General features: G+C 57.7%; 20 protein-coding genes. 10 read left to right on the top strand and 10 right to left on the bottom strand.

The window, feature by feature from the left end; all coding sequences use genetic code 11:
• The first annotated feature begins 10 nt into the window (after nucleotides 1-10).
• From ACNA0I_RS02175 to ACNA0I_RS02160, 4 genes are all read left to right on the top strand, one after another.
• Entirely contained in the window at nucleotides 11-3,040 is a 3,030-nt protein-coding gene (locus ACNA0I_RS02175) for an FAD-binding and (Fe-S)-binding domain-containing protein (RefSeq protein WP_415804417.1), read from the top strand.
• A complete protein-coding gene (locus ACNA0I_RS02170; RefSeq protein WP_415804416.1) occupies nucleotides 3,007-3,591 on the top strand; it encodes a dihydrodipicolinate synthase family protein in 585 nt (194 codons plus the stop codon). Before ACNA0I_RS02175 ends, ACNA0I_RS02170 begins: the two co-directional genes overlap by 34 nt.
• Before the next feature lie 15 nt (nucleotides 3,592-3,606).
• Nucleotides 3,607-3,957: a GFA family protein gene (locus ACNA0I_RS02165; protein ID WP_415804415.1), complete on the top strand. Its 351-nt coding sequence runs from the start codon at nucleotides 3,607-3,609 to the stop codon at nucleotides 3,955-3,957.
• Nucleotides 3,958-4,041: 84 nt separating this feature from the next.
• Nucleotides 4,042-5,715, top strand: a complete 1,674-nt coding sequence (locus ACNA0I_RS02160; protein ID WP_415804414.1) for an ABC-F family ATP-binding cassette domain-containing protein — start codon at nucleotides 4,042-4,044, stop codon at nucleotides 5,713-5,715.
• A 43-nt stretch (nucleotides 5,716-5,758) separates the two neighbouring features.
• On the opposite strand, the gene ACNA0I_RS02155 is transcribed toward ACNA0I_RS02160, so the two are convergent.
• A complete protein-coding gene (locus ACNA0I_RS02155) occupies nucleotides 5,759-6,583 on the bottom strand; it encodes a TauD/TfdA dioxygenase family protein (protein WP_415804413.1) in 825 nt (274 codons plus the stop codon).
• A gap of 89 nt (nucleotides 6,584-6,672) precedes the next feature.
• Between ACNA0I_RS02155 and ACNA0I_RS02150 the strand changes: the two genes are divergently transcribed.
• Nucleotides 6,673-7,641: a Bug family tripartite tricarboxylate transporter substrate binding protein gene (locus ACNA0I_RS02150; RefSeq protein WP_415804412.1), complete on the top strand. Its 969-nt coding sequence runs from the start codon at nucleotides 6,673-6,675 to the stop codon at nucleotides 7,639-7,641.
• Between the two features lie 89 nt (nucleotides 7,642-7,730).
• On the opposite strand, the gene ACNA0I_RS02145 is transcribed toward ACNA0I_RS02150, so the two are convergent.
• From ACNA0I_RS02145 to ACNA0I_RS02125, 5 genes are all read right to left on the bottom strand, one after another.
• On the bottom strand, nucleotides 7,731-9,419 hold the full coding sequence (locus tag ACNA0I_RS02145) for an FAD-binding oxidoreductase (protein ID WP_415804411.1): 1,689 nt from the start codon (nucleotides 9,417-9,419) through the stop codon (nucleotides 7,731-7,733).
• 7 nt (nucleotides 9,420-9,426) lie between these two features.
• On the bottom strand, nucleotides 9,427-12,630 hold the full coding sequence (locus ACNA0I_RS02140) for an FHA domain-containing protein (protein ID WP_415804410.1): 3,204 nt from the start codon (nucleotides 12,628-12,630) through the stop codon (nucleotides 9,427-9,429).
• A gap of 29 nt (nucleotides 12,631-12,659) precedes the next feature.
• Nucleotides 12,660-13,640, bottom strand: a complete 981-nt coding sequence (locus ACNA0I_RS02135) for a response regulator (RefSeq protein WP_415804409.1) — start codon at nucleotides 13,638-13,640, stop codon at nucleotides 12,660-12,662.
• Nucleotides 13,637-15,364 (bottom strand): DAHL domain-containing protein, encoded by a 1,728-nt coding sequence (locus ACNA0I_RS02130; protein WP_415804407.1) that lies wholly within the window; start codon nucleotides 15,362-15,364, stop codon nucleotides 13,637-13,639. Before ACNA0I_RS02130 ends, ACNA0I_RS02135 begins: the two co-directional genes overlap by 4 nt.
• An 80-nt stretch (nucleotides 15,365-15,444) precedes the next feature.
• Complete coding sequence (locus ACNA0I_RS02125) at nucleotides 15,445-16,461, bottom strand: cytochrome-c peroxidase (RefSeq protein ID WP_415804406.1); 1,017 nt, start codon at nucleotides 16,459-16,461, stop codon at nucleotides 15,445-15,447.
• Between the two features lie 455 nt (nucleotides 16,462-16,916).
• On the opposite strand from ACNA0I_RS02125, the gene ACNA0I_RS02120 reads away from it, so the two are divergent.
• The 4 genes from ACNA0I_RS02120 to ACNA0I_RS02105 all read left to right on the top strand — a co-directional run bounded on the left by ACNA0I_RS02120 (nucleotide 16,917) and on the right by ACNA0I_RS02105 (nucleotide 20,210).
• Nucleotides 16,917-17,423 carry a DUF1097 domain-containing protein gene (locus ACNA0I_RS02120; protein WP_415804405.1) on the top strand — a complete coding sequence of 169 codons (507 nt, stop codon included), beginning with the start codon at nucleotides 16,917-16,919 and terminating at the stop codon, nucleotides 17,421-17,423.
• A gap of 9 nt (nucleotides 17,424-17,432) precedes the next feature.
• A complete protein-coding gene (locus ACNA0I_RS02115) occupies nucleotides 17,433-17,945 on the top strand; it encodes a DoxX family protein (protein ID WP_415804404.1) in 513 nt (170 codons plus the stop codon).
• Between the two features lie 91 nt (nucleotides 17,946-18,036).
• Nucleotides 18,037-19,263: an alpha/beta hydrolase gene (locus ACNA0I_RS02110; protein WP_415804403.1), complete on the top strand. Its 1,227-nt coding sequence runs from the start codon at nucleotides 18,037-18,039 to the stop codon at nucleotides 19,261-19,263.
• A gap of 32 nt (nucleotides 19,264-19,295) precedes the next feature.
• Nucleotides 19,296-20,210 carry a LysR family transcriptional regulator gene (locus tag ACNA0I_RS02105; protein WP_415804402.1) on the top strand — a complete coding sequence of 305 codons (915 nt, stop codon included), beginning with the start codon at nucleotides 19,296-19,298 and terminating at the stop codon, nucleotides 20,208-20,210.
• A 20-nt stretch (nucleotides 20,211-20,230) separates the two neighbouring features.
• Here the strand turns inward: ACNA0I_RS02105 and ACNA0I_RS02100 are convergent, their stop codons facing one another.
• Together ACNA0I_RS02100 and ACNA0I_RS02095 are read right to left on the bottom strand one after the other, a co-directional pair.
• Nucleotides 20,231-21,199: a Bug family tripartite tricarboxylate transporter substrate binding protein gene (locus ACNA0I_RS02100; RefSeq protein ID WP_415804401.1), complete on the bottom strand. Its 969-nt coding sequence runs from the start codon at nucleotides 21,197-21,199 to the stop codon at nucleotides 20,231-20,233.
• Nucleotides 21,200-21,268: 69 nt separating this feature from the next.
• On the bottom strand, nucleotides 21,269-22,144 hold the full coding sequence (locus tag ACNA0I_RS02095; protein WP_415804400.1) for a fumarylacetoacetate hydrolase family protein: 876 nt from the start codon (nucleotides 22,142-22,144) through the stop codon (nucleotides 21,269-21,271).
• A gap of 227 nt (nucleotides 22,145-22,371) precedes the next feature.
• Between ACNA0I_RS02095 and ACNA0I_RS02090 the strand changes: the two genes are divergently transcribed.
• Nucleotides 22,372-23,091 (top strand): FadR/GntR family transcriptional regulator, encoded by a 720-nt coding sequence (locus ACNA0I_RS02090; RefSeq protein WP_415804398.1) that lies wholly within the window; start codon nucleotides 22,372-22,374, stop codon nucleotides 23,089-23,091.
• Nucleotides 23,092-23,132: 41 nt separating this feature from the next.
• On the opposite strand, the gene ACNA0I_RS02085 is transcribed toward ACNA0I_RS02090, so the two are convergent.
• Nucleotides 23,133-23,651, bottom strand: coding sequence for a GNAT family N-acetyltransferase (locus tag ACNA0I_RS02085; protein WP_415804396.1), 519 nt, complete (start codon nucleotides 23,649-23,651; stop codon nucleotides 23,133-23,135).
• 95 nt (nucleotides 23,652-23,746) lie between these two features.
• The gene (locus ACNA0I_RS02080) at nucleotides 23,747-26,110 is read right to left on the bottom strand and encodes a TonB-dependent siderophore receptor (protein ID WP_415804395.1); all 2,364 of its coding nucleotides are present in this window, start codon (nucleotides 26,108-26,110) and stop codon (nucleotides 23,747-23,749) included.
• Between the last annotated feature and the right edge of the window lie 63 nt (nucleotides 26,111-26,173).

The following is a 26,173-nucleotide window of genomic DNA, read 5'->3' as shown; positions in this document are numbered from 1 at the left end:
CAGGACAACCATGAACGCGCCGTTATCCTCACAAGCACAAGCCGAATTGAATCCATTGCATCTAGAGCTGGCCGCTCGCCTGCGTCGTGAAACGCAAGGTGAGGTGTTATTCGAGCGTGGCGCACGTGGACGTTATTCCACCGATGCATCCATTTATCAGATCGAACCTGTTGGGGTATTGATTCCCAGAACGAGCGCTGATGCTGCAACGGCGCTGAACGTGTGCCGTGAGCTGTCTGTGCCTGTGCTGGCGCGCGGTGCTGGTACCTCGCAATGTGGCCAGACTGTCGGGGCAGCGCTGGTCATCGACAACAGTAAATATCTCAATCGCGTCCTCGATTTCGATCTGGCGGCCATGACCGTCACAGTAGAGCCGGGCATCGTGTTGGATCATCTCAATGCATGGTTGAAGCCGCATGGCGTGTGGTTTCCGGTAGACGTCAGCACGTCGGCCCAATGCACACTGGGTGGCATGGCAGGCAACAATTCCTGTGGTTCGCGATCGATCGCCTACGGCAATATGGTGCATAACGTGCAGAGCATCGATGCATTGCTGTTGGACGGCACGGCTGCGACGTTTACTGAAGCCAGCCGCATGGGTAATGCGCCGCCACGCATACGGGCTCTCATGGAAATGCTGCAGGAGATCGCTGCACGCGAGCGCGACGAGATCGAGCGTATGGTGCCGAATGTGTTGCGTCGCGTGGGCGGCTACAACCTGGATATCTTTCATCCGCAAAGCTCGCGCCCCTATACGGCCGACGGTCAGGTCAATCTCGCTCATATGCTGGTGGGCAGCGAAGGTACGCTGGCCTATACCCGCAGCATCACGCTCAAGCTGTCGCCGTTACCCGCCGCCAAAGCGCTGGGTGTGGTGAACTTTCCCACCTTTTATCAGGCCATGGATTCGGCTCGCCACATTGTCGGGCTTGGCCCATGCGCGGTGGAGCTGGTCGACAGAACCATGATCGACCTGGCCCGCAGTAATCCCGCTTTTCGTCCTGTCATCGAGAAAGCACTGATCGGTGAACCCGAAGCCATTCTGTTGGTCGAGTTCGCAGGTGAATCGCAAGATGAACAATTGGCCAGCTTGGCAAAATTGGTCGAACTGATGGGCGATCTCGGGCTGCCAGGTTCGGTGGTGGAAATGCCGGAGGCCGCAGCCCAGAAAGCACTATGGGACGTCCGCAAGGCAGGGCTCAACATCATGATGAGCATGCGCGGAGACGGCAAGCCGGTTTCCTTTATCGAAGACTGTGCGGTACCGCTGGAGCACCTGGCCGAATACACCAGTCAGTTGACCGATGTGTTTTCCAAGCACGGCACGAAAGGGACCTGGTATGCGCACGCCTCAGTGGGCACGCTGCATGTCAGGCCCATTCTGGACATGCGCCGGGACGGCGCGGCAAAGATGCGCGCGATTGCCGAAGAGGCCGGAGAGTTGGTGCGGCGATACAAGGGCGCCTTTTCCGGCGAGCATGGCGATGGCCTGGTGCGTAGCGAATGGGTGGCATGGCAGTTCGGGCCTCAGCTCACGCGTGCGTTCGAAGCCATCAAGGACGCTTTTGATCCGGACAGATTGATGAATCCGGGCAAGATCGTGCGCAGCACAAAGATGGATGATCGGCCCCTGTTTCGCTTCAAACCCGATTATCGCGTCATCCCGCTCACACCCGTACTGGATTGGTCCGCCTGGAACGTGAACAACGATCCTGCCTCGGATACGGTCAGCGATCCTGGCACCGGAGGTGATCCCGCGCAGGGCCTGGCCAAGGCAGTGGAGATGTGCAACAACAATGGACACTGCCGCAAGTTCGATGCGGGCACCATGTGCCCCAGCTATCGCGTCACGCGTGACGAACAGCACCTGACCCGCGGCCGCGCCAACACGTTGCGACTGGCTTTGTCGGGCCAACTCGGACAGGATGCGTTCACCTCTGATGAGATGCGCGCCACTATGGATCTATGTGTCAGTTGCAAAGGCTGCAAGCGCGATTGCCCCACTGGCATCGACATGGCGCGCATGAAAATCGAATTCATGAGCCAATGGCGGCAGAAAAGAGGACTGGCGCTGAAAGACAAACTCATTGCCACGCTGCCGCGCTGGGCGCCCTGGGCTGCCCGTTTTTCGTTCGTGTTTAATTTGCGCAATACCATGCCGGGGGCGGCCTGTCTATCCGAGCGCCTGTTGGGATTTTCCTCGAAGCGGACGCTGCCGACCTGGCGCAATGACGTCTTCACCGATCGGGCTGCGTCGGTGGATGCGGACACGGCCGACGTCGTGCTGTTTGCCGATACGTTTAACAACTACTTTGAATCCGAGAACGCCCGTGCCGCGCTTGCCGTCCTGCAAGCCGCTGGCTATCGAGTTCATGTCGCAAGTCCAGCGGTAGATGATGCCGAGCCAAATCGTCCGTTATGTTGCGGCCGGACCTACCTGTCGGCAGGCATGGTCGATCACGCGAAAGCCGAAGCACGCCGTGTCGTGAATGCACTGCAACCGTTCGTCGCCCGAGGCGTGCCCATCGTGGGCCTGGAACCCTCCTGTCTGCTGTCGCTGCGCGATGAGTTTCTGGTCATGGGGTTGGGTGATGATGCGCAGGCGCTGTCTCAGCAAGCCTATCTATTCGAAGAATTCCTGGCCAACGAACTCAAGGCGGGCCGTCTCGACCTGAAACTGAATCCGTTGCCGCAAAAGCGCGCATTGCTGCATGGCCATTGTCACCAAAAGGCCTTCGACGCCGTCAAACCGGTTCAGCAGATACTGGCATTGATTCCCGAGCTAAAGGTGGAATTGATCGAATCGAGTTGCTGCGGAATGGCTGGCAGCTTTGGCTACGAGGCGTCGCACTATGAGACCTCTATGAAAATGGCCGAGCTCTCGTTGTTGCCTGCCGTGCGTCAGGCGGGCGCTGACACTTTGCTGGTTGCTGATGGCACCAGTTGCCGTCATCAGATTGCCGATGGCACTCAAAAGGAAGGTGGCTTGCGGGCTGAGCATGTGGCATGCGTATTGCAGAGGGCATTGACTGTACCGTGACCGAGCCGGTCATATCCCGGCCTCAGGGGGCGGGTGCTGTCGATACGCGAACCATGTGTTTGGGTATTCGGAAACTGGACCGATTAAAAATCAATGCGCTCTGTGGGGAAGACATTGCCTTTTTCGATCACTGTCTGCTAGGCGGAAGTGGCGCCATTTCCGCATCTGCCCATATACGGCCGGATATATTTGTGGCGGTGATGGCTCTCACGAAATTGGGCCATCATGACGAAGCTGCGATGCTGTTTGCGTCGTTAAAGCCGATGATCAGACTGCTGTTCCAAGAGCCTAACCCAAGTCCTATTAAACAGGTCTTGTCCTCTTTGGGCGTCTGCGCGAACGAGTTGCGCTTGCCGATGACGCCAGTCAGTGAGGTGTTAGCCAAGAGATTGGGGCTGGCTTTAGCGAGATTGCCGTCCATAGAGGACGTCGCTGCGCATTTGGCGCGCAGCCGGACGGATGCACGCCTCCCACATGTAGACTCACCCAAGCGGCAAGAGAATTCATGCGCACGCTATTTGCTACAGTATCGGCAAGCACATCCCCAATGATCCGGAGGAACGGTCATGTCATTCGAAGGAAGCTGCCATTGCGGCGCAGTCAGATTTGAAGTCCAGGCCCCCATTCCGACGCAGGCGATCAGTTGTAACTGTTCGCACTGCCGGCGCAAGGGCTTCCTGCTGTCTTTCTTTCCTGAGGCACAATTTACCCTGTTACAGGGCGAGTCGTCGTTAGGCTCGTACCGATTCAACACCCACAAGATCAACCATCGTTTTTGCCAGGCCTGCGGCACTCAGGCTTTTGCCGAGGGAGCGAATCCGGATGGCTCCGCTGTACGCGCCGTGAATCTGCGGTGTGTGCCGTCGATCGATCTGGATGCGTTGTCATTGCAGAAATATGATGGGGCAAAGGCCTAGGGTTCGCGCCACTTTCGTCACGCAGTACCGTTTAAAATAAAAAAAGATTCGCGTGCCACGCGTGTAAGAAAAGACCCAGCCTCAATGATCATCCTCAAGAACGTGACCTTGCGTCGCGGCAGCAAAGTATTGCTCGACAAAACCTCAGTTACGCTCAATCCCGGGGAAAAAGTGGGTTTGGTTGGCCGTAACGGTGCAGGAAAATCTTCATTATTTGCAGTCCTCAACGGCACTTTGCACGAGGATAGCGGCGAGTTTTCCATTCCCGCGCAATGGCGCATGTCGCAGGTCGCGCAAGATATGCCGGAAACCGAACAGAGCGCAACGGACTTCGTCGTGGAGGGCGACACCCTCCTGATGGCGGCGCAAGCCGAAGTCGCCGCCTCCGAGGCCAGCGAGGATGGCATGCGCATGGCATATGCCTATACTGCGTTGCACGACGCCGGGGCGCACGATGCGCCGGCTCGCGCGCAGGCGCTTATTTTGGGGCTGGGTTTCAGCGTGGCTGAGCTCGATCGACCCGTGAATAGCTTTTCGGGCGGGTGGCGTATGCGCCTGCAACTGGCGCGCGCGTTGATGTGCCCGTCGGATTTGCTGCTGCTTGACGAGCCCACCAACCACCTGGATTTGGACGCCTTGGTGTGGCTGGAAGCCTGGCTCAAGAATTATGCGGGGACGATGGTGGTGATCAGCCATGATCGTGAGTTCCTCGATGCCGTCACTGGCGTCACGCTACATATCGATCACGGCAAACTGGTGCGCTATGGCGGCAATTACAGCAAGTTCGAGGACATGCGAGCCGAGCAAATGCTGCTGCAACAGGCCGCGCATGCCAAGCAGCTGGAAAAAGCCGCGCATCTGCAGAAATTCATCGACCGCTTCAAGGCAAAAGCCAGCAAGGCCAAGCAGGCACAGAGCCGTGTCAAGGCGCTCGAGCGCATGGAAAAGATCGCACCCGTCCTGGCAGATGCCGAATTCCAGTTCGAATTCAAAGAGCCCTTTAGCCGGCCCAACCCTATGCTGGCCATGTCCGCGACGAGCTGTGGTTACCCGCCGCCGCCAGACACGCCGGATGGCGCAAAGCCCATCGTCATCGTGCAGAATATCAATCGTTCTGTGTTGGCGGGGCAGCGCATCGGTATTCTGGGCGCCAACGGACAGGGCAAATCCACACTCGTGAAAACCATCGCCGGCGCATTGCAGCCGATCGCGGGCGAGATCATTACGGGCAAGGGCTTGAATATCGGCTATTTCTCGCAACAAGAGCTGGATGTCTTGCGGCCTGCCGATAACCCGTTGGAGCACATGATCCGTCTCGTGCGAGACACCCCGGCCAGCGTACGCCCCAGCGCCATGGATTGTCGCGAGCAAGGGCTACGTAATTTTCTGGGGACGTTCAATTTCAGCGGCGATATGGTCAAGCAGCCTGTCGGCAGCATGAGCGGAGGCGAGAAAGCCCGTCTGGTTTTATGCATGATCGTTTGGCAGCGGCCCAATCTGCTGCTGCTCGACGAGCCGACCAACCACCTGGATCTGGCGACCCGCGAGGCACTGGGCGTCGCCTTGAATGAATTCGAAGGCTCCGTGATGCTGGTCAGCCATGATCGTGCGTTGCTGCGTTCCGTTTGCGACGAATTCTGGATGGTGTCGCGTGGCGGCGTGACGGACTTCGACGGGGATCTGGATGATTACCAGGTTTATCTGCTGGAGGAGGCCAAGCGTCAACGAGAAGCAGCCAGCTCGGTACGACCGCGCTAGGCTTTTGTTGTTAATCGCACGTTCGGGCCGGGCCGCTACCTCGTCAGCTGGGCCGGTCGCCTTTTAGCGTGATGCGGTGCATGACACGGCGAAACCCGTGATAGTCATTGATGGGATTGTGCATGGTGCAGCGATTGTCCCAGAACGCGATCGCGTTGGGCGACCAGACAAATCGACAGGTGAATTCCGGCTTGACCTGGTGCTCGAACAGGAACGCGAGCAGCGACGCGCTTTCCTGATCGCTCATGCCTTTGATCCCCGCGGTGTGTGCCACGTTCAGATATAGCGATTTGCGGCCCGTTTCCGGGTGCGTACGCACAATGGGATGCTCGGCGGTATAGTTTTGAGGGGCTTCTTTTTTGCCATCGGACTTGATGCGGTCTTCGCGGGTGCGGGACACGTCTGCCTTGGCAGATGTACTGATGCCTTGCAATCCATCCAGTAGACGTTTCATCGTGTCCGATAGGGTCTCGTAGGCCAGGTATTGATTGGCAAACAGCGTATCGCCACCATAGGGCGGGATCTCGCGCGACAGAAGCATGGAGCCCATTGGGGGCTCTTCCAGATAGGTGGTGTCAGAGTGCCAGATCCCACCGAAATTCGACCGCTCGTCTTCCAGTTTTTTGACTTCGATGATTTGGGGAAACCCATCCAGCCCGTTGACAAAGGGATATTCGATCGGCGTTCCCATGGCGTTGGCGAAGTCCAGAAACTGCTGTTGAGTCAGGTCTTGGTTCCGCAGAAAGATGACCTGATGATCAAGCAGCGCTTGGCGCACAGCGCGGGCTTGCGAGCTGTCGAGCTTCTGGCGCAAGTCGATTCCGCTGATCTCTGCTCCCAATGCGCCTGCAATTTTCCGGGTTTCCATAGTGTCTCCGTATTTGGCGTGCGGGTTCCGAACGACCGCCTGCCATGTGTATGATTGATAGACACAACGATAAATCATACGGAGACAAGATGCGAGTGATCCTGAAAATGGCGAGTTCAGTTGTGGCTGCCGCCTGTATGCTGGGGCCGGCCATCGCCGCCGAGACCTTTCCCGACAAACCTGTCCATCTGGTCGTGCCGCAAGCGCCCGGTGGTGCATCGGATACGCTGGCCCGCATCATGGCACAAGCGTTGGGACAGAAATGGAAACAACCGGTGGTTGTGGAAAATCGGGCAGGCGCTGGCGGCAATATCGGTATGGAATATGTGGTGAACGCCGGCGATGACGGGTACACCTTGTTGATGAGCTATGAGGGTTCGCACGCGATCAATCCGGCGCTGTACAAGAGCCTGCCGTTTGATGTGAAGAAAGACTTCACGCCCGTTGCGACCCTGGCGACCTTGCCATTCGTTGCCGTGACCAGTCCCAAATCCGGCATCAAGAGTCTGCCCGACCTGGTCGAGGCCGCTAAAAAAGGCCGTGTGACTTATGGCTCGGCCGGCAACGGGTCGGTCAATCACCTGCTCGGAGAAATGTTCAATTCCGCCGCCGATGTCAAAATGGCGCACGTACCGTATCGAGGCGCGGCACCGGCGATTCAGGACTTGCTGGGCGGCCAGATCGACGTGGTGTTCACCAGTCTGCCTTCAGTCAAGGGCTATATCGATTCGAAGACGCTGGTGCCGTTGGCCGTGACCAGTGCGAAGCGATCCGCCAACGCTCCCGATATTCCCACGATTGCGGAACAGGGCTATCCCTCATTCGATGTGAACCCTTGGTTTGGATTGTTCACGGCGTCTGGGGTCAGTGCGGACAAGATTCAGTTCATGAACCGCGATATCGGTGCGTTGTTGAATACCCCGGAGATCCAGCAAAAATTCGCGGCGCAAGGCGCTGTCGTATATATCACCGCACCAGAGGATTTTGGCCGGCAGGTCGATGTGGCATTGGCGCGCTGGGCAGAGGTCGTAAAGGCCTCGGGTGCGCGCGTCGAGTGATATGTGAATGATCGGACTGGCATCGGGGTTTGCTGGGTAACGGCGGGTGCGGCTACGGGAAAGTCGAACATAGGAAGAGCGGTGGTCGCTCAGCAGTCCAGCACGACGCGGCCATAGGCGCGCCCCGTGCATGCCAGGATATAGCCTTCTTCGATATGGCTGCTGCTCAGCACGGTGCCCTCGGGCATGCGGATGTCGCCGTCGAGTTTGCGTATCCGGCACGCGCCGCAAATGCCCGCGCGGCATCCGCTGGTGAGCGGGATGCCGTTTTGCTCGGCGGCTTCCAGCACGACGATTCCATCGTCGCAAAGCACTTCCGTGCCACTTTGCTCGAAGATCAGGCGGCACGCTCCCTCTTTGCTGGCGGGCGATATCGTCTGAGGTGCCGGTGTGCCACGGGGTTCATCGCTTCGGGGCGTCGCGACGGGGGCAGGAGCCTTTTGCGCCGTTGGTTTGGCGGGCGCCCCCCCGAAGCTTTCTTGGAAAAATTGCGAGGCCGGCAGGCCCAGGCCGGCAGTGATCCGCTGGGCTTCTTTCATGTAGCCATCAGGTCCGCACACGAACACGTCCCGTTCGCTCAGGTCGGGCGCCAATGTCTGCAACGCCGATTGTCCAAGCCTGCCTGTGGGTCCTACCCAGTCTGTACCTTGGGCCGAAGCCGGCACAATGATGATGCGCGAACTGGGGAGCTGCGTGGCCAGCAAACGCAGCTCGGCGCCGAAAATGACGTCGGCTGGCGTGCGTACGTGGTTGATCATGATGACGTCGCGCGCGTCGCCGGTATCGGCCATCCAGCGCATCATGGACATGATGGGAGTAATGCCACTGCCTGCTGCCAACAGGAGTAAGCGAGAGTTGTCGGATCGCCCCAAGTGGAACTCGCCATGAGGCCCGCTGAGCTTGACTTCCGTGCCTGGGGCCATGTTATCGAACAGCCAGTTGGACATCCACCCCTTGGGCACGCGTTTGACGGTGATCGCCAGTGTTCTGGGGCGCGATGGCGAGGACGAAATGGTGTAGCTGCGGCGTAAGACGCGCTCACCGACGTCGACGTCGATCAACACGAACTGTCCAGGGAGATAGTTGTAGAACGCTACCTCTTCGCTGGCATAGATATAGGTCTTGGTATCGTGAGTCTCTTGGCGCACAGCGAGACAGTATGCAGTTACGGAGCGCTGATCCCACGGCGAGGGGACTCCCGCCGCAACGCTGCTTATCTTCGGTCTTTGTGCCGGAGCGAGCTGCGGCAGGTTATCCTGCGCGGACGCCGTGTTGAGAGGTGTCGGAAGCGATGCGGCGGCGGACTCGCTATTGGCCGGCGTGTTCCCTATGGCGGATTTGCGTTCGCCGTGCCGCAACAGGTCGTCGATTTGGCGCCGATTCTGTTCGCGCGCTGTGTCCGAACCGCTCCGTCCCAGTCTTCCCAGCGCAAGGGTGTTTATGTTCTCGAACTTATCGACAAAGGTCGATAATGCCTGCTTTATTTCAGCCGTGCGCTCCGATCCTGCGTGTTGCAGTACGTCGTCAAGCAGGCGCGCGACGACCTCGACGTCTATCTGTAGCTTGCTGCTGCTGTATTCGGTCCACAACGTCGAGTAACCATGGCGCAGCGCACCCAGGCTTTGTATAGCGTAGTGACTATCGCACCAGCGCGTATCCGACATCAAGTCGTGAAGCCGTTCGATATCGGCGGGAGTGACGTTCTTACGGGTATCTGTCAGGAACGCGAACGTAACGAAGAAAAGGCGGGCTAGAGGGGGAAGATGGAGGGGCGTCATATGTATCTCAACCGAGCATTGCGGGCCATACCAACACGTCGGCATGCGCCGAGTGCACGCGATATCCGGAAATCGTTTCGCCAGTGGCGGGATCTTCTTCTAGCGCCAGCTGTGTGGGCCAAGTGATTTCCAGCCAATCCTCATGGCTTTCGCCGGGTGCGGGGGACAGCGCGGAATCGCCGTCGTGGAGGACATGCGCTGGGATACGCACGGGGACAAGGTGGCCGGCGAGCGCTGCGCAGATATCGCCGGCCGGAAGGCTGCGCTTGGTGATAAGTGCGCCGCGAGTGTAGCGCCTGACCGAGGCCTGACGAGCGAGCTCGGACATGCCGGGCAAAGCGCGCGCGTCGCTTGATGTGGCCAACTGGCAGGCGTTGAGTGCCGCCAGCTTTTCCACCGTCGACACGGGGAGTTCGGCATAGGGAGCATTGGTGTCAGGTACGGTGAGCACCAATTCGTAGCGCGCCGGAGATTCCGCCGTCAACGCCAGGATATCGCCTGACTGGATAATGGTGTCAGTCTGGATCTGGTTACCGTTGATCCAGGCACGACCAGCACCCAGCGGTCCGCCCACGACACGATGGTTCTGTATACGGATAAGAAAATGTAGAGATTCGATCATGTCGTCTTCCAGACACAGGTCGCATTCCGGCGAAGAGCCAATGCGAAGTAGCGCGTCATGGAAGGTATGGCGGGTCTCGGCCCATTCGGCGTAGACACCCTCCCGCGTTGCGTCCTGTTCAGTGCGACGCGTACGCAACGCAACGATGATAGGCGCGCTTGGCACGGCCGACGCATGGCTTGCTTTGGGCAGTTCAGTTGCCGAGATGTCTTTTGTCACGTCGGCGACCAGCCAGTGATGCGCCAGATCAAAGCGATGGACCAGAACGTCATCGCATAGTGATCGGGCGCTTTGAGGCTCGATACGAGATAACGCGAATACGGCGATCGCATAGGACAGAGGGCCACCCTCCGACGCGAGCATGTAAAGCGCGCGCTCGGCATCGCACGTAGCTGCAGCGGCCGCCGTCCCCTCGATGCGCTGGCTCATGCCCGATGCCACGGCCTCGACCAGTGAGGCATCCAGCACATTCTTCCAGACCAAGTCGGACTGCGTCCCTGCAGGCATCATCATGACGTCAACGAGGCGATCCGCGCAGAGGCCGGCGCTCTCGCTTGCCGCGCGCAGCGACGCAGGGTTCGCGCCTACCGCGTGCAGCAGGGCCAGCATGGCCCGGCATAACGAGAGAATGCGCTCGTTTATCACAATGCGCAGCAAGACCATCAATGGCCCTGATAACGATTGGACGGCCGAGGCATGCTGCAGAATTCCAAATTTCAACGCGGTGAGCATACGCATCTGGTCGAGCACATCATCAATGCGCTTTGTCCACATGCCATCGAGGGCGGCGAGGTTTTCCAACACCGATTTATGTTCGAGCTCATCGATCTGAAAACTGGCGCGTAGCGTTGAGACCAGGGAGTCCACTTCCGGCTCGGTTAATACGGCGGCTAGCAAATTGCCTTCTTCCAAGCGCTTGGTCAGCGCTCGCCCCACCAGTTCCGAATAGCTCGCCAGACTCTGTTCTCGTTCGCGCGCGCTGACGACGGAAGGGTCCAGTTCCATCGCGTGGTCGTGTCCCAACGCATCGACGAGGCGTTGATGTTCATCGTTAGTGACCCCCATTTCCGCGCGCAAGTCTTTCAGTATGCTCAGCCCTTCGGCAGATCTGGTTTTGCGCTGTGCAATCATCTCGTCAAGCATGTTCGAGTAGACCTGCACTTTTTGCTCGCGGGTGTAGGCAGGCAGGACCTTGGACAGGACGTAGACCTCGTCAGGTTGCAGATCGTCGATAGTGCGGCCCTCCATGTACCGGGAAACGTCCACATTCAACTTCTTGAGCTGGCCGAGCAAACTGGCGGCCAGACCCTCGCGCCGGTATTTGAACGGCGTGCGATTCACAGCGGTAAAGAGCCACAATGCGCTGAGTGCGACGATCAAAAAATCCACGAAATGCAACGCAGCAGATGGCAGCATCAGCAGATTGGGACGTCCGCCGAACAGGTAGAACGTGTTGATCGAAAGAAATGCCGTAAAGCTCAGACAGTGGTTGATAATCTCAACTTCGGAGACGCGGCGCTTTCGATTTCGGATCCACCGGTAAATTTGCTCCATGACTTTGCCGAGTCCGAGCGACAGCGCGCCGAACAGCAAGAGCGTCAGGGGCGCTGCCACCAGCTTGGGTATCGGTACTGCGTAACCGCCTATGTAATAACCGGGCGCCATCAGGTGGGAAATCTGATCTATCTCTCGGGTCCAGTAACCGGAAAAGTAATAGCCCCAAGAGCCCGCATACAGGTAGTAGTACGTGTAGAAACCCCAGATCAAGCCATAGAAAATGTAGTAGACGTTGCGCTTTGACGGACGCAGCAGTGTTTCCCAGTAAGCCCCTTCCAGGTCAATGTCGCCGCATGGCGCGGTACACCCGACGCACGCGAGTTTGTCGCCGCCTTTGGCAGGCGTGCGGCAACTGGACTGGCCCAGCGATGCGCTCTCCAAATGAGGGGTGCTCTCCAGCAGACCACGAGGCTCCGTATAGATCTTCTGAACGACGTTGACCGGACAGAAGTAGTTGCACCACGTCTTGCCCCCCCACAGCGTACCGACGAGCAGCGCCGCTGCCATGACGGACAAGAGGAAAATCGCCAACCCGAGCCGGTCTCCATTGGCAAAGAGCAGCCGTACCGCGAGGCCCACGCCCAATAGGCCAATTTGCACATACGACGCATTGCGATCGAGCCAGCTTCCTGCTTTGATGCGCGCCACTCGTTTCTCGACTTGGCCGGATGCGCGCTGCACGAACGCCGTTTTGCGCACCAGGCCGAGATAGCGCGGGATCTGAGATAACAACGATAGCGGACAAATACGCCGCCATGCTTCATGGCCGAACACCATGAGGAACAGGGGTACCAGCGGCACCAGCATCGTCCACCAGATTCGCGGTCCCATGGCATAGGCTCGATCATCCGCCGTTACGTGTCCTTGAATGTCCGGCCCCACCCCCTTGGGGATAAAAGGGCTGTCCGACGCAGGGTCGGTCCACTGCGGTGTCAGGGGATCCCAGAACAGAGATAGCACGAGCACCAGCCAGCCCAATAGCAAGATCGCACGCACGATGCGCATGGTGCGTTCCGAGGTTTTTGCAAACATATTCTGTTTCCTAGAGGGGGCTCAGCCGTTTACAACGGCTTCTGGTCTCTGACCTCAGTGAATCGCTCCAGACTTTCGATGATGCGCTTAGTCATATCCACGCCCAAGCCCGCGTCGGTAGCTGTCGGCAGGTCCGTTTCTACCGGCCTGGCGCACAGCCGGTGATGTTCGCGCATGGCGGCGGAAACGGCGAGTCGGAAAACATTGGGTTGAATGGGCTTGATGGCGATTCGGTAGATTTGTGCATAGTTGATCATGCTGATGACCATATCGGAGTCTGCCACGTCGGTCAGTACGACAATGACGATGGACGGTGCATGCAACTTCAGGGCTGTCAACAAGTCCGCAGTGCGTTCACCGTTGACGAAAGTATTGGCGACCACGACGCCGATATTGTGATGTTCGATGATTTGCAAGGCTTCGGTGATGGACGAAGCGCCTAGCACATCGTAGTCGTCGGTAAACATCTCCATGAGATCGTGACGGTCGGTGGCCATGCTTTCGAGCGCAAGAAGTTTGGCTGCCGAAGCCAGTGGCTTGACGCCGCTGATTGGTGCGACGTGATCGGATACGGTCTCGGGGTGGGCAAGGGATGGCGCCGGGGCTCCGCTTGGTTGAGGCGGACTGCGCCGCTTTCTGGACAAGTCTACGCATTCGGCCAGCGTGTTCGTCAGGTCTTCTTTGCGCCAAGGCTTGTTCAGAAACCGATAGACTTCACCGTCATTGACCGCGCCGATGATCGAGACGAGGTCAGAGTAGCCCGTTAGCAGCACCCGGATGGAGTCGGGAGACACCTTGCGGACTTCCGAGAGCAGCTCAATTCCCGTCATTTCGGGCATGCGCTGATCGCTGACCACCACGTCGACATGGCCCGCTGACTGGATGATTCCCAGCGCCTGATGGCCGCTGGTGGCTGTCAGAACACGATACTTGTCCTGGAACATGAGCTTGAGCAGCTTTACGATACGTTCTTCGTCGTCGACGAAAAGGACGGTGGCGATTGGCTTCATGATGGGTTGGCGGCTGGGAAAGGGTTGTGATCGATCGAGTGCGCGGCGTCGGCGCTCGGCGGAAAGGATGTGTTTGATTCTGCATCGGTGGTGCCCGAGTTTTGACGGGTGCGCACAGGCAGGTAAATAGAAAATGTCGTACCGCTGCCTACAACAGACGTGACTTCGATTCGCCCGTCGTGGTTTTTGATGATGCGATAGCAGATGGCTAATCCGACCCCGGAGCCCTCACCCTGGGGCTTGGTCGTGAAATAGAGGTCGAAGATGCGAGGCAGGACATCCTCCGGAATGCCAGGGCCGTTGTCGCGAATGACTATCGCTATCAGGTTGTCGCCAGCCATGCGCGTTGTGATGTCGAGACGGCCTCGCTTGGCCATGGGCTGCATGGCTTGCGCGGCGTTCATGATGATGTTCAGGAAAACCTGGTTGATATGCGAAGGAGAGCCTGTGATACGGGGCACATTGCCGAAATCGGTGTGCACATCGGCTACGTTCTTCAGAGAATACCGGGCGATGTACAGTGAGCTGGTCAGGCCTTCTTCCACCGAAAATTCGGAAAGCTTGCCATGATCAAGACGGCTGAAATTCTTCAGCGACAGGATTAACTTTGATATCTGGTCGATCCCATGAATACCGTCGGCGAGTAACGTCTGGATATCATCTATATAAGCGCGTCGAGCCTCCTGAGGGTCTTCGTCGGTGAGGTGCGCTCGCCGGTCGGCTGCAGGGCCGAGAATATCAGGGACATCAATGATTTGATCGTTTAGAAACTCGAAGGTCGCTTTGACATAGGCGAGCGGCGTGTTTATCTCGTGCACGATGCCAGCCACCATTTGTCCGATTGCAGACATCTTGGCTGCCTGGATGAGCTGGGTTTCGGCTTCCGCCTTGGATATGATGAGCTCGGCGTTGGACTGGCTGAGTGAACGATTGCGGCGCGCACCATGCACGATGACATAGGTAAGCAGCGCGAGACCAATCCCTCCAAGAATGATGGACCATAGCAGCTGCATTTGCTGTTGGTTGGCATTTTCTTGCCGTTGCTTCTCGCGTTCGTTCAGGACCCGTTGTAGTGCCGGCCCAGAGAGTATGTTGCTGAAGGAGTGTGCCGAGAAACTCAAGACATCCGTGCTGCGCAACAACACGTCGACGTGTGATATGAAGAGTGCCAGATCTCCGGCGGCGTCGCCCACGACATTTGCAGCAGCGAGTGCACCAACTTGCTGTCGCAACGCCTGAGCGGCGCCAGGCAGTGGTTGTGCCTGATAGGCAATCATGCCGCTGGTTACGTTACCGACGCGCGTGATCAAATTAGCAGCCCCGCCTGCCACGGCGGCATCATTCGCCCAGAGACTGTCTTCCAGTTGTTTGAGAGCCAAGGGTAGATATGAGGCTGAATTCTGAAGTACGGCGCGGGCCGACTTCATGCGCTCGGCGAGTTGTCGCTTTTCATCCAGATGGGCCAGATAGGCGGCTGCAGCGCTTGTTTGAACTCCCGTCTTTGCAGATCCAGCCAGGCCGGCATGCTGGATCGCTCGGGACAAGGCGTCGTACGCGCTGTTGATGGTATCGTAGTTGCGGTTATAGCCAAAGGCCGCCAACATCACTTGGGCGTTCCATTGGGTCTCCAATTGTTGAACGTCACGGATAGCTTGCAGCGGTGCGTCCGGATTTTCATGCTGCGAAATGGAATTCCAGTAGCACACGCCACAGGCTACCAGCATCAAAATCGCAATGCCGAGTTGTACGTATAGGGTCGGGATGGTTCGAAAAGGCGTCACGGAGGCCCTGCTTATACGAGTGTTCATGGATGCTTGCCGCTCTCGTCCAAAGGCACTCCCCGGTGTGATCCCGTCAAGGTACCGAGGAACTTAACAATGAGCTTCACGTCGTTGTCGTCTAGCGATCTCCCCAACTGATAACGGCCCATTAGCTGCACTGCGAGATCCAGCGTAGGAACCGATCCATCGTTAAAGTAGGGCGGCCGCAATGCAACGTTGCGTAAACTGGGCACTCTGAAGACGAACTTGTCAGCGACGTCGCCGGTGACTTCGAAGCGCCCTTGATCCAGCGATGTCGCGCCGGGATTTTCCCGGAAATATGCCCCTGGCTCTCCGATGATGCCCAGCGGCTGGAACATGTTGCCGCCGACATTCACACCTTGATGGCAGGAGGCGCAACCGTACTGCTTGAACAGCTGGTAGCCGCGCAGCTCATCGAGGGTGATGGCAGTATCGTCGCCCTCCAGATAGCGGTCGAAACGTGAGCCGGGTGTCGTCAGAGTGCGCTCGTAGGCAGCGATACTGTCTTTCACGTTCTCCGCGTTGGCTTCAGCGCCATAGGCGGAATCGAATAGAGCGCGTAGCGCGGGATCGGTATTCAGGCGTTCTAAGACAGTCTTCCAGTCCGAGTTCATCACACTTTTGTCATAAATCGCCGATTCAATCTGGTCTTCTAGCGTGGCTGCACGGCCATCCCAGAGTTGAACAAAATTGTTCGATACATTGAAGATTGACGGCGTACGGCGTCGACCAGGATGACCCGGCGTGCCGATGGATTTGGGCCTGCCATCTGAGCCGCCGAGGTGTTTCATGTCATGGCAGCTGGCGCAAGATTGATCCATATTTCCGGATAGCAGCGTGCTGTTGAACAGTTTTTCCCCCAGCTCGACGATGGGCATATCGGCCGGGGAAATAGGCTCTGCAACGATGGGGCTAATGGGTTCGGACAGTTGAGAAGCCGCGCAGGCGCTCGCAATCAAAAATAAGACCGCAGTTCCAAATGAGCCACGAACACTGCCATGCAATCTGAACAGGCGCACACTGATCCTTCTCGAGTTTTGATGCACAGTAGGGGAGGGAGCCGCTGTGCTACGACATATGCCGCAACATACAGAGAGAGTGAGTCTGGTTGATGCGTGCGTCGCAGCTTACCGTTGTGTGCTGAGCGCGTAGCGACGTTTCGACGCAGTCATGAGCGCATACGCGAAGTATTTTGGTGAGCTGTCTGAGGTTCGATCGAAAGGGTGCGCACAGACCCCTCTTCGATATATACGGAACGATCCAGCTTCGGTCACATTGAAGATAAAGAATAGGGAATTACATAGCGTCGGCGCGGCCTGGGACGACGCTACTGTTGATTATTCTTGAATTAATAAGCCAATTTTGGCCTATTTATTCATTGGAGATGGAGAGCCATCATGCTTCCTATAGTTCAGATGTCGTTCGCTCCCGTCGCGTTACGCAGAGCGTGTCGATCCTTCTACTGGAGGTATCCATGGCAGGTAACTCTGCATCCACCCATTTGAAAATCGTGATTGGCGAGGCCGTCATCGCGTCGTCTGCAGCAACACTCAGCACGGCAGCGCTGGAAGTGCCGGTATGGGCCATGTTCGTAGGTTGGATTTCTTTTTTCACGCGCGGCGTGAACTTGAAGCAAGGCGCGATCAATCTGGCTTGCGTGTTGATAGGCTTGGCCCTGGGTATTGGTGCCGCACATGCAATGGCCGTACTCACTCCACTGCTGGGCGGCTACGCAATCAGTGCCGTCGTTTTCGCGGTCACCGGCGTTGCCCTCTCGTTGGCAAAGGTGCCCGTGTTCAACAATCTGCTGGGTTTCTTTCTCGGCTTGGTTGCCTATTTCGCCTCGCATCAGCCGCCGTCGATATCGGCATTCACCATGCTGACCGTGGCAGCCACTCTTGGGGCGACAGCAGCCTTTCTCGCGCATGCACTGCAAAAACGCATCCACCAGAGTGCAGGTCAACCGAAATTCGTTCCTTAGGAAGGCGGCATGCAAATCTCTCATCCCACTGCCCCAGTTTCTGCCGAAGATCCGTCGCCATCTGCCGAGCGATTGTTGTTTCCCGCACTGGGTTCGCTCTACAGCCGCGCAGAACCTGCGCTGTACGCATTACTGCGGGTGGTCTTTGGCATCGTGATGTTCACGCATGGGCTGCCCAAGGCCCTGGGTACCTCTCATGGATCCATGACTGATCCGATGGCGGGCTCCATCAACCTCATCCAGAACGTAATGGGGCTGCCGTTTGCGCCGCAATTGGCGTTTCTCGTCATGTTGCTTGAGACGGTCGGTGCGGTGATGCTGGCCATCGGGCTATGGGCACGCCTTGTAGCATTGGCCATCGCCGTGCAGATGGCCGGAATCAGCTATGCGCTGGGACCTACCTGGCCATGGATAGACCGTGGCATAGAGTTTCCCATACTGATGTTGTTTCTAGCGCTGTATATTGCAGTACGTGGCAGTGGCGATTTTGCCGTGGATCGCAAGCTCAAGGTTTCAATTTGAATCGTGTGACATTCGGCTTGCGGCTGGTCAGGGTCATGCGAGTGGCTTGGCCGCCTCCGTCGAGCGCCCTGAAAGCATAGGGAATGTCATCTTGAAAACAATCCGTCGTCTGATATACATGCCCAGCCGTGGCGCACTCGGTATTGCCGCTTTGCTGCTCACTGCCGCATGTGCTGTGACAGAGCATCAGGAGAGCTCCTCGCGTCATGTCTCCTTCGATGCATATCGGCAGGATACCGTCCAACTGTTACAGCAGCGTCGCAGCTTTCAAGGGGTGGACCACGCTGCGGAAATCGCGTGGAATGCGCCCTACGAATGGCGTCCAACTGGGCAACCCCGCAAAGGCGTGCTGCTGGTTCATGGATTGGGCGATTCTCCTTGGTCTTTTCACGATATCGGTCAGCAACTGGCCGATCAAGGCTTTCTGGTGCGCACGGTATTGCTGCCAGGCCATGGCACGCGTCCAGAGGACATGCTGGATGTGACGCTCGAGGATTGGCGCCGTGTGGTGGCAGAGCAAGTACAGGCGCTAAGCGACGATGTCGATCAGGTCTATCTGGGCGGGTTCTCGACCGGCGCTAATCTGGTCCTCGATTATGCCTATGCCCACCCCGACGTCGAAGGACTGCTGCTGTTTTCGCCCGCCTTTATGTCGAACAGTTCCTTTGACTGGTTGGCACCGCTGATCAGTTGGGCTCGCCCCTGGTTGCTGGCACCGGATAGCGGCCGGCCAATGCAGACCACTGTACGGTACATGACCGTGCCAACGAATGGCTTTGCGCAGTTCTATCGCAGCAGCCGTTCGGTACGGCAGGCGATGCATAGCGCGCCTTATGACAAGCCTGTCCTGATGGTCGTCGCCGAGAATGACTCGGTGCTCGATAGCAATTATTTGTCGAACGTATTCACCACGCATTTCACCCATCCGTCGAGTCGTCTGATCTGGTATGGAAACGAGCGCGACCTGTTTCAACAAGACCCACGGGTGTTGGTCAGGTCGGACTATCTGCCAGAATTGCAGATCAGCCAGTTTTCCCATATGGGTGTATTGTTCTCCCCAGGCAATGATTTGTATGGCGCCAACGGCAGCTTGCGTATGTGCTGGAATGGGCAGGCCGAAGCGGCGCGAGCCGAATGCGAGCAAGGGGCACCTGTCTGGTTCTCTGACTGGGGCTATATTGAGCCGGGAAAGATTCACGCGCGGCTTACCTTCAATCCTTATTTCGATTGGCAGAATCAGATCATGGCCCAAGTTCTGGACGAGTCTGCCAACGAGTTGGCTCAGCAACGTCCATCGGTGCGCACGGCGCTGGATTAGCGTGCTTTTACTAACGTAACGACTGACGCCCCATGGATCGATTTCTCACTTTGCAACTGTTCAATCGAATCGTCGAACTCGGCAGCTTTACCGAAGCCGCGGAAATGCTGAATCTGCCTCGTGCGACTGCGACACACGCCATCAAGCAGATGGAGAGCCGATTAGGGGCACGATTGCTTGATCGCACGACGCGTCACGTCAAGCCGACCCTGGATGGGCAAGCCTTCTATGAGCGGAGCAAGCGTGTCTTGGCCGAGCTCGAGGATGCCGAAGCCTCGCTGAGTACACACATTGCCAATCCGCGTGGCACACTGCGGCTTGACGTGCACGGTGTACATGCGACGATGATTCTGTTGCCGCGTATCGCCGAGTTTCGAGCGCGCTATCCGAATATCGATGTGGTGCTCAGCAGCGGTGATCGCCTGGTCGACTTGGTCAAAGAGGGTATCGACTGCGTAGTGCGGGCGGGCCAGCCGCGCGACTCTACGCTGGTCGCCAGGAAATTGGCGGACCTGCCAGAGATCATCTGCGCCAGTCCGGAATATTTGGATCAGTATGGGACGCCGAAACATCCCAGCGATCTGGAACAGCATCAAGGAATCGGTTTTTTCTCTCGCGGAAATAACTACCGTTACCCGTTCTCGGTGATCATGGACGGAGAGGTGCAAGAATTCGAAGCCAGTGGCTGGATCTCGGTCAGTGATGCCGAATGCTATACGACTGCTGCGCTGGCCGGCTGCGGATTGATCCAGGTGCCTCGGTTTCGATTGGAAGAGCACCTGAAGACCGGCAGGCTGGTCCAAGTCCTGCCGGAATGGCGTTGCCCCGATTTGCCAATTTCCGCCCTCTATCCGTTTCACCGTCAGCTTTCGCCGAGGGTGCGGGTCTTTATCGACTGGGTTCGCGAACTATATGAAGAGAGGTTCGGTGCAGTCCGTGCTCAATGACCTCAGGCAGCGTCGTCGCGTTATTCCAATTTCCCGATATCCTGTACCGCTTTTCTCAATAACGCATCGTCCTCATCCCAATACTTCTGGAATGCATCGGCGTCCAGATAGTCAATAGGGCTGCCTGCCGCCAGGATTTTTGCCTGCACGTCAGGGTCATTTGCCACAGTCTTGGCTGCATCGCGCAATCGTTTGATCACCTCGGCAGGCACATCTTTCGGCACAAAGATGCCTGACCACTGGACGAACTTCACGTCATATCCCTTGTCGGCCAAACTCGGCGTATCGGGCAATGCGTCCAGCGGCTTGTCGCCCCAATGTGCCAAGGGTCGTACCGTGCCTGCCTTGACATGCTGCAGAATGCTGGAGGGGCCGGTGGATATGGCATCGACCTGACCGCCCAGCAATGCCGCTACGGCCGGGCCCGCCCCGGTGTAGGGAACGTGGGTCATCTTGATGTTCGCGTTTTTCTCCAGCATGGCCATGGGCACGTGCATGGAGCCATAGATTCCCGAGCTGCCGTAGTCGACTTTGCCCGGCGCCTGACGGGCGGCTGCGACAAATTCATCGACGGTTTTCCAGGGGGATTTGGCAGACACTACCAGCACGGTTGGGTCCGCGGTGATACGCGCAATGGGCTTGAAGTCCGTGGTGTTGTATGCCGCTTTACGTCCCAGTATCTTGTCGGCCTCGGGCAAAATCGAGATAGACGAAAGCATCAGCAAAATGGTGTAGCCATCCGGTTTGGCGCGTGCCGCCTCTCCGGTGCCAATGGCGCCACCGGCCCCTGCCTTGTTCTCGACGACGACCTGTTGCCCTAGCGCTTTGCCGAGTGCATCGGCAATGGGGCGTGCGACCGTATCGGTCACGCCGCCAGGGGGAAATGGCACGATCATGGTGATCGGGCGTGTTGGGTAGTCGGCCCAGGCCATGCTGGAGGCCATCAGGGTCATGCCGACTGCGAGTGTTTTTAATGTAGTCGTTTTCAATGTTGTCTCCTTCACCGAATGACAAGCCTGCTGCGGGCTTTTTTTCTAATACACTGCCACTCGCACGGCCTATCTAAAGGTATTTTCGAGTGTGCCGATGCCATCGATCTGAATGCGAACGCGGTCACCGGATTTCAAGTAGCGAGGCGGATTGAACCCCATGCCCACGCCGGCAGGTGTGCCAGTCGCGATGATGTCGCCCGGGTAAAGCGATATCCCGCGCGAGCAGGTTTCGATCAACGTAGGCAAGTCGAAAATCAGGTCGCGTGTCTGACCGTCTTGCCGCAATTCGTCATTGACCCAGCAACGCACACGCGTATTGGTGGCATCGAACGCGTCAGCCGTGATCAACCATGGCCCCATGGGACAAAAGGTGTCGAACGACTTGCCCAGGTCCCATTGCTGATGCCGCATCTGCACATCGCGCGCTGTCACGTCGTTGACGATCGTGTATCCCCAGACATGGCTCACCGCATCGGCTTTGCTGATGTTCTTGCCGCCCTTGCCGATTACGACCGCCAGTTCGGCCTCGTAATCGATTTGCTCGGTGATGCCAACGGGCAGGATGACGTCCTCACCATGGGCGATGACCGTTTCGGGTACCTTGGTGAAAACGATGGGCCACGCTGCGGGATCCGCATTGTTGGCCTTGAATACCGAGCCGGAAAGCTCCTTGGCATGTGCATGGTAGTTGCGGCCGACGCAGAAAATATTGCGCCGGGGACGCGGCACAGGGGCGAGCAGCTTTACCGAATCCAGTGGCACTGCGGCAGCTCGGTTCAATGTAGCGAGCCGGGCGGGGTCTGCGAATGCCTGTATCAGGCCTAGGACACCTTGCTCGGTCGTTCCAGGAGGAATATCCAATAATGCCTGCACCGTCAGCGCATCGTCGCTGACAACGCCGACATAGCGTTGTTGATCTTTCGTGTAGGTGGCAATACGCATAGATTTCCTTCGATGGGGTGATGCCGGTGGCCTCATATAAATATGAACCATTTTTGTACCAATATCGTTTATTGGTATGGGAATTTGAGTATATGGTTCTGCAGATTACCGCGCAATCATTCTGGTTGTCGCATAAATTCCAGGAATTGGCCTTTCCCTTTGTGTGGTACCAATTGGTATAAAAATGCTATGCTGTCAGCATTGTTTCCTATGCCCATTCACTTCTCATGACATCAGACGTACTTGTATCGGGCTTGCGTAGTTCCGGAGCGCAAGCTTTGGCTGCCTATCTGCAAGCAGAGATTCGCTCGGGCAAGATTCCCGTCGGCGTGAAGCTACCTGCTGAGCGAGAGTTGAGTCAGCGCTTCAATACATCGAGAGGTTCGGTACGACGTGTATTGGCGGCGTTGAAAGATAGTGGCTGGATTACGCAAACGGTCGGCAGCGGCACATTCGCTGCGCGCCCTGCGCACGACGAATCCGTAGGTGCGGCTGGTGATGGCCTAGTATTGGATCAAACCAGTCCCGCCGAGCTCATGGAAGCCCGCCTACTGATCGAGCCGCTCATGCCGACCCTGATCGTGCGTCATGCTTCGCGCAGCGATTTTTCCCGCATGCATGAATGCCTGGTAAACGGAGAGCGCGCCCAAACGGTGGAAGAGTTCGAGCGGTGGGACGGTGAACTGCACCAGGCATTCGCACTCGCCACGCACAATCACTTCTTTCTTCAAGTGCTGGCGCTCAGTAACCGCGTCCGACAGCAGGATGATTGGGGCAGACTAAAGCGCAATTCGCTCACGCCGAAACGCCGCGCGGAGTATGAGCGTCAACATCGCGCTATCGTTGCGGCGCTGGAAGACCGCGACGCGGAAACCGCACGCGAGGCGCTGGTTGCGCATCTGGTGCAGATTCAGAAAAATCTGTTTGATCCGCCTCAAGCGGACTGAGCGCAGATTGCTACAGCATTTCCACCCTGCCTGGCGCAGTTTCAGTCTACGGCATTGAAGGCATCGCTATATTGCACGATACCTGCAGGTACTGGCCCCTGCAGGGCCAACGCCATGAAATACGCCGGGGGTACCCCCGGCAACTGCAGGTTCGAATAGCACTGAAAACCAAAGCGCGTGTAATACGCCGGCTCGCCCAGCACTACGCAGCCGGCGGCTTTGCATGTCCGGAGTTCCGTCAGCGCTTGTTTGATCAGCTGCGAGCCGAGGCCTTGTCCTTGCTTGGCCGGCAACACAGAGATCGGCCCCAGCCCGTACCAGTCGGATGTCTCATGGCCGTGATCATCGGTGATGGTGACGGGCGACAGCGCGACATGACCGACGACTTGGCCTTGTTCCTCGGCGACCAGTGAAAGCGTCAATTGGCTGTTCGCTCGCAGCGCACGCACGATAAATTGCTCGGTATGGCTCGTGTGAGCCGCATCGGCAAAGGCGGCGATGGTGACTGCGTCGATAGCGGCGATATCGTCTGGTATTTCGTGTCGGATCTGGACGGTCATGGGGTGTCGCTCTCAGCTACTGGGGCATATCGGAAATGAATCTCGCGTTCTGACCCTACTGTAGCAACATACTCGCACGGTGTATGCGCCGTGCATCAGAAATTCATTGTCGCCGAGAGCATCAGTGCGCGTCCTTCGCTCACATTCAATGTACCGGCGCCTGGGTATGTGGTCCAGAAACTCTTGTTGAACACATTGCGCAGATTCGCCCTCAGGGTGATCGGATAGCCGCCTGAATGTTCCAGCACGTAGCGCGCCCCGAGGTCCACCGTGGTCCATGGCTTGATGGACTGGGTATTGGCGGCATCAACATATTGCCGGCTGGCATGCATCACGCGCGAAGTCAGTGTCAGCCCGGTGACAAACGGTGTATCCCACTCCACACCTAGTGTGAAGTGATGGCGCGATGTGCCGGGTGCTGTTTTGCCATCATTGACACCGCCTGCGGTGTGAGTGAGTTTCGCATCCAGCAGCATGTATCCGCCCAGCACACGCAGGCCACGCCACGGCTCGCCTGCCACGTTGAGTTCTATGCCGCGATTACGTTGCTCGCCATCGCCATTCATAGTATTGGAGATGGGATCGACAATGGCTGATGCTTGTTCGATCTGGAACGCAGACAGTGTTGTGCTGAGATTTCCCCAATCGACCTTGACGCCAGCTTCGTACTGTTTTGAGAGGTACGGTTCCAGCACTTCGTTGGCATTGGCATAGCTCGCGCCAACGACGGCGCCTTGTTGCATGCCTTCGATGTAGCTCGCGTATAGCGAAACGTCGTCTGCCGGTTTGACAACCAGGCCAACCATGGGCGTGTACGCTGTCTTGTCATAGCGTGACGTGCGTTCGTTGGTCGCGATGTTGTAGTTGTCCGCCATGATTCTTTGCTTGCGCACTCCCACTGTCAATTGGGCGCGCTCATCCAGGATTGAGAGCGTGTCCGACAGCGCGTAACCTGATAGCACCGTTCTGCTGATGCGGTTGCGCGAGGGAGGATCCATGTCAGGTTTGTCCAGGAAAACAGGATCATAAATGTTGGATTTGATGGAGCCCAGCGTTATCGTTCCGGCGCTCGTGCGATCGGCTTTGTAGCCATTCACACTGAAGCTGAGGTCATGCCGCACGGGGCCGGTATCCAGCCGTGCGCGCAGTCCGGCTTCGCCGACGGTGCGTTCGATCCCGGTGAAATTCATGCGGCTGGTACTGAGGAAATCCCCGTTCTCTTGCAATTGCGTGCCGAAATCGAGGGCTTGTTTCCAATCGGTATTGCTACGGCCGACGCTGGCGTATGCGGTCAATCGTGTATTGATGTCGAACTCGCCGCGCAGCATGCCGTAGAGATCCTCGGTGTCGACGAAATTCCATGGCGACATAAAGCTCTTGTCGGCCGATGGCGGATTCGGGACGGACTGTCCGACGGCCGGCGCAATGGTGCTGTTCGCCCGGTCAGTGTGCATATTCTGGTAGCCCACATCCGCCGACAGACGGAACCGATCGCCGCGATAGTCCACACCCAGGGTAAAGGTACCGAGCCGTTGCGATTGCTGATCGACCGAGGTATCGCCGTCCCGATACATGGCGTTCAGGCGAATGCCGACACGATTTTCCGGCCCGAAACGGCGGCCAATATCTATATGGCCGCCGAACTGCGAATCGGATAAATAGCTGGCCGTGAATGACGTCAATGGGGTATCCCCGGCGCGCTTGGACACCAGGTTAATCGCCCCACCCGTACCGCTGGGCGACATGCCGTTCAGGAATGCGGTGGGACCCTTGATGACTTCTACGCGTTCGATACCTGTCAGCGTGGTCTGGTTATTCGGCGCTAAACCAAACAAACCGTTAAAGCCGACCGATCCGTTACCCAGCAAGAGTCCGCGCACCGTAAATGTATTGGCGTAACTGGCATTCGTCGGATCGACATTCAGAATGGCGGGGTCGTTGGTAACGATGTCGGCCACGCTCTGCGCTTGTTGATCCTCAATCGTTTGCAGGGTATAGCTGTTTACGGAGAACGGGATATCCATGATGTCCCGATCACCCAGCACGCCCATCCCGGCGCCGCGTGCTATCTGCCCGCCGGCATAGGGTGCGGGCAAGTCCGGACGGCCCCCGCTGGCGCCGACGACGGTGACCACCGGCAGTTCTGCAGCGCCACCCGTAGTGGGGCGCTGGCGCAATGAGTAACTGCCGTCCGGGCGCACAACCGATTCCAATTGTGTACCCGCCAATAACACCGACAAGGCTTGCGGCACGCTGTAGCGACCCTGTAACCCTGCCGTCTGTTTGCCCGCCACCAGCGCGCTATCGAACATCAGCAGGATTCCCGCCTCGTTACCGAAACGCGTTAGAGCCGGACCCAACTCACCGGGCGGCAGGTTGTAGGCAGCCTCGGCAGCTTGAGCGTACACCGGGACCACAAGCCACGTCGTCGCGAGCCCGGCAACGGTTCCGGTGAGCATCGCGCAATATGAGCGACGAACGAGGTGCCGTCCAACAAGGGCGCGCGGGGTGCGCAATAGCGA

The sequence above is a fragment of the Bordetella muralis genome (assembly GCF_965139205.1).
In the GTDB taxonomy this organism is placed as follows: Bacteria; Pseudomonadota; Gammaproteobacteria; order Burkholderiales; family Burkholderiaceae_B; genus Bordetella_A; species Bordetella_A muralis.
This window is presented reverse-complemented; position numbering and strand designations above follow the sequence as displayed.

Bases quoted from the DNA above. Each gene is read 5' to 3' on its own strand.
- ACNA0I_RS02175 (WP_415804417.1), top strand. From the start codon at position 11: ATGAACGCGCCGTTATCCTCACAAGCACAAGCCGAATTGAATCCATTG.
- ACNA0I_RS02170 (WP_415804416.1), top strand. From the start codon at position 3,007: ATGCGTATTGCAGAGGGCATTGACTGTACCGTGACCGAGCCGGTCATA.
- ACNA0I_RS02165 (WP_415804415.1), top strand. From the start codon at position 3,607: ATGTCATTCGAAGGAAGCTGCCATTGCGGCGCAGTCAGATTTGAAGTC.
- ACNA0I_RS02160 (WP_415804414.1), top strand. From the start codon at position 4,042: ATGATCATCCTCAAGAACGTGACCTTGCGTCGCGGCAGCAAAGTATTG.
- ACNA0I_RS02155 (WP_415804413.1), bottom strand. From the start codon at position 6,583: ATGGAAACCCGGAAAATTGCAGGCGCATTGGGAGCAGAGATCAGCGGA.
- ACNA0I_RS02150 (WP_415804412.1), top strand. From the start codon at position 6,673: ATGCGAGTGATCCTGAAAATGGCGAGTTCAGTTGTGGCTGCCGCCTGT.
- ACNA0I_RS02145 (WP_415804411.1), bottom strand. From the start codon at position 9,419: ATGACGCCCCTCCATCTTCCCCCTCTAGCCCGCCTTTTCTTCGTTACG.
- ACNA0I_RS02140 (WP_415804410.1), bottom strand. From the start codon at position 12,630: ATGTTTGCAAAAACCTCGGAACGCACCATGCGCATCGTGCGTGCGATC.
- ACNA0I_RS02135 (WP_415804409.1), bottom strand. From the start codon at position 13,640: ATGAAGCCAATCGCCACCGTCCTTTTCGTCGACGACGAAGAACGTATC.
- ACNA0I_RS02130 (WP_415804407.1), bottom strand. From the start codon at position 15,364: ATGCTGGTAGCCTGTGGCGTGTGCTACTGGAATTCCATTTCGCAGCAT.
- ACNA0I_RS02120 (WP_415804405.1), top strand. From the start codon at position 16,917: ATGGCAGGTAACTCTGCATCCACCCATTTGAAAATCGTGATTGGCGAG.
- ACNA0I_RS02115 (WP_415804404.1), top strand. From the start codon at position 17,433: ATGCAAATCTCTCATCCCACTGCCCCAGTTTCTGCCGAAGATCCGTCG.
- ACNA0I_RS02105 (WP_415804402.1), top strand. From the start codon at position 19,296: ATGGATCGATTTCTCACTTTGCAACTGTTCAATCGAATCGTCGAACTC.
- ACNA0I_RS02095 (WP_415804400.1), bottom strand. From the start codon at position 22,144: ATGCGTATTGCCACCTACACGAAAGATCAACAACGCTATGTCGGCGTT.
- ACNA0I_RS02090 (WP_415804398.1), top strand. From the start codon at position 22,372: ATGACATCAGACGTACTTGTATCGGGCTTGCGTAGTTCCGGAGCGCAA.
- ACNA0I_RS02085 (WP_415804396.1), bottom strand. From the start codon at position 23,651: ATGACCGTCCAGATCCGACACGAAATACCAGACGATATCGCCGCTATC.
- ACNA0I_RS02080 (WP_415804395.1), bottom strand. From the start codon at position 26,110: ATGCTCACCGGAACCGTTGCCGGGCTCGCGACGACGTGGCTTGTGGTC.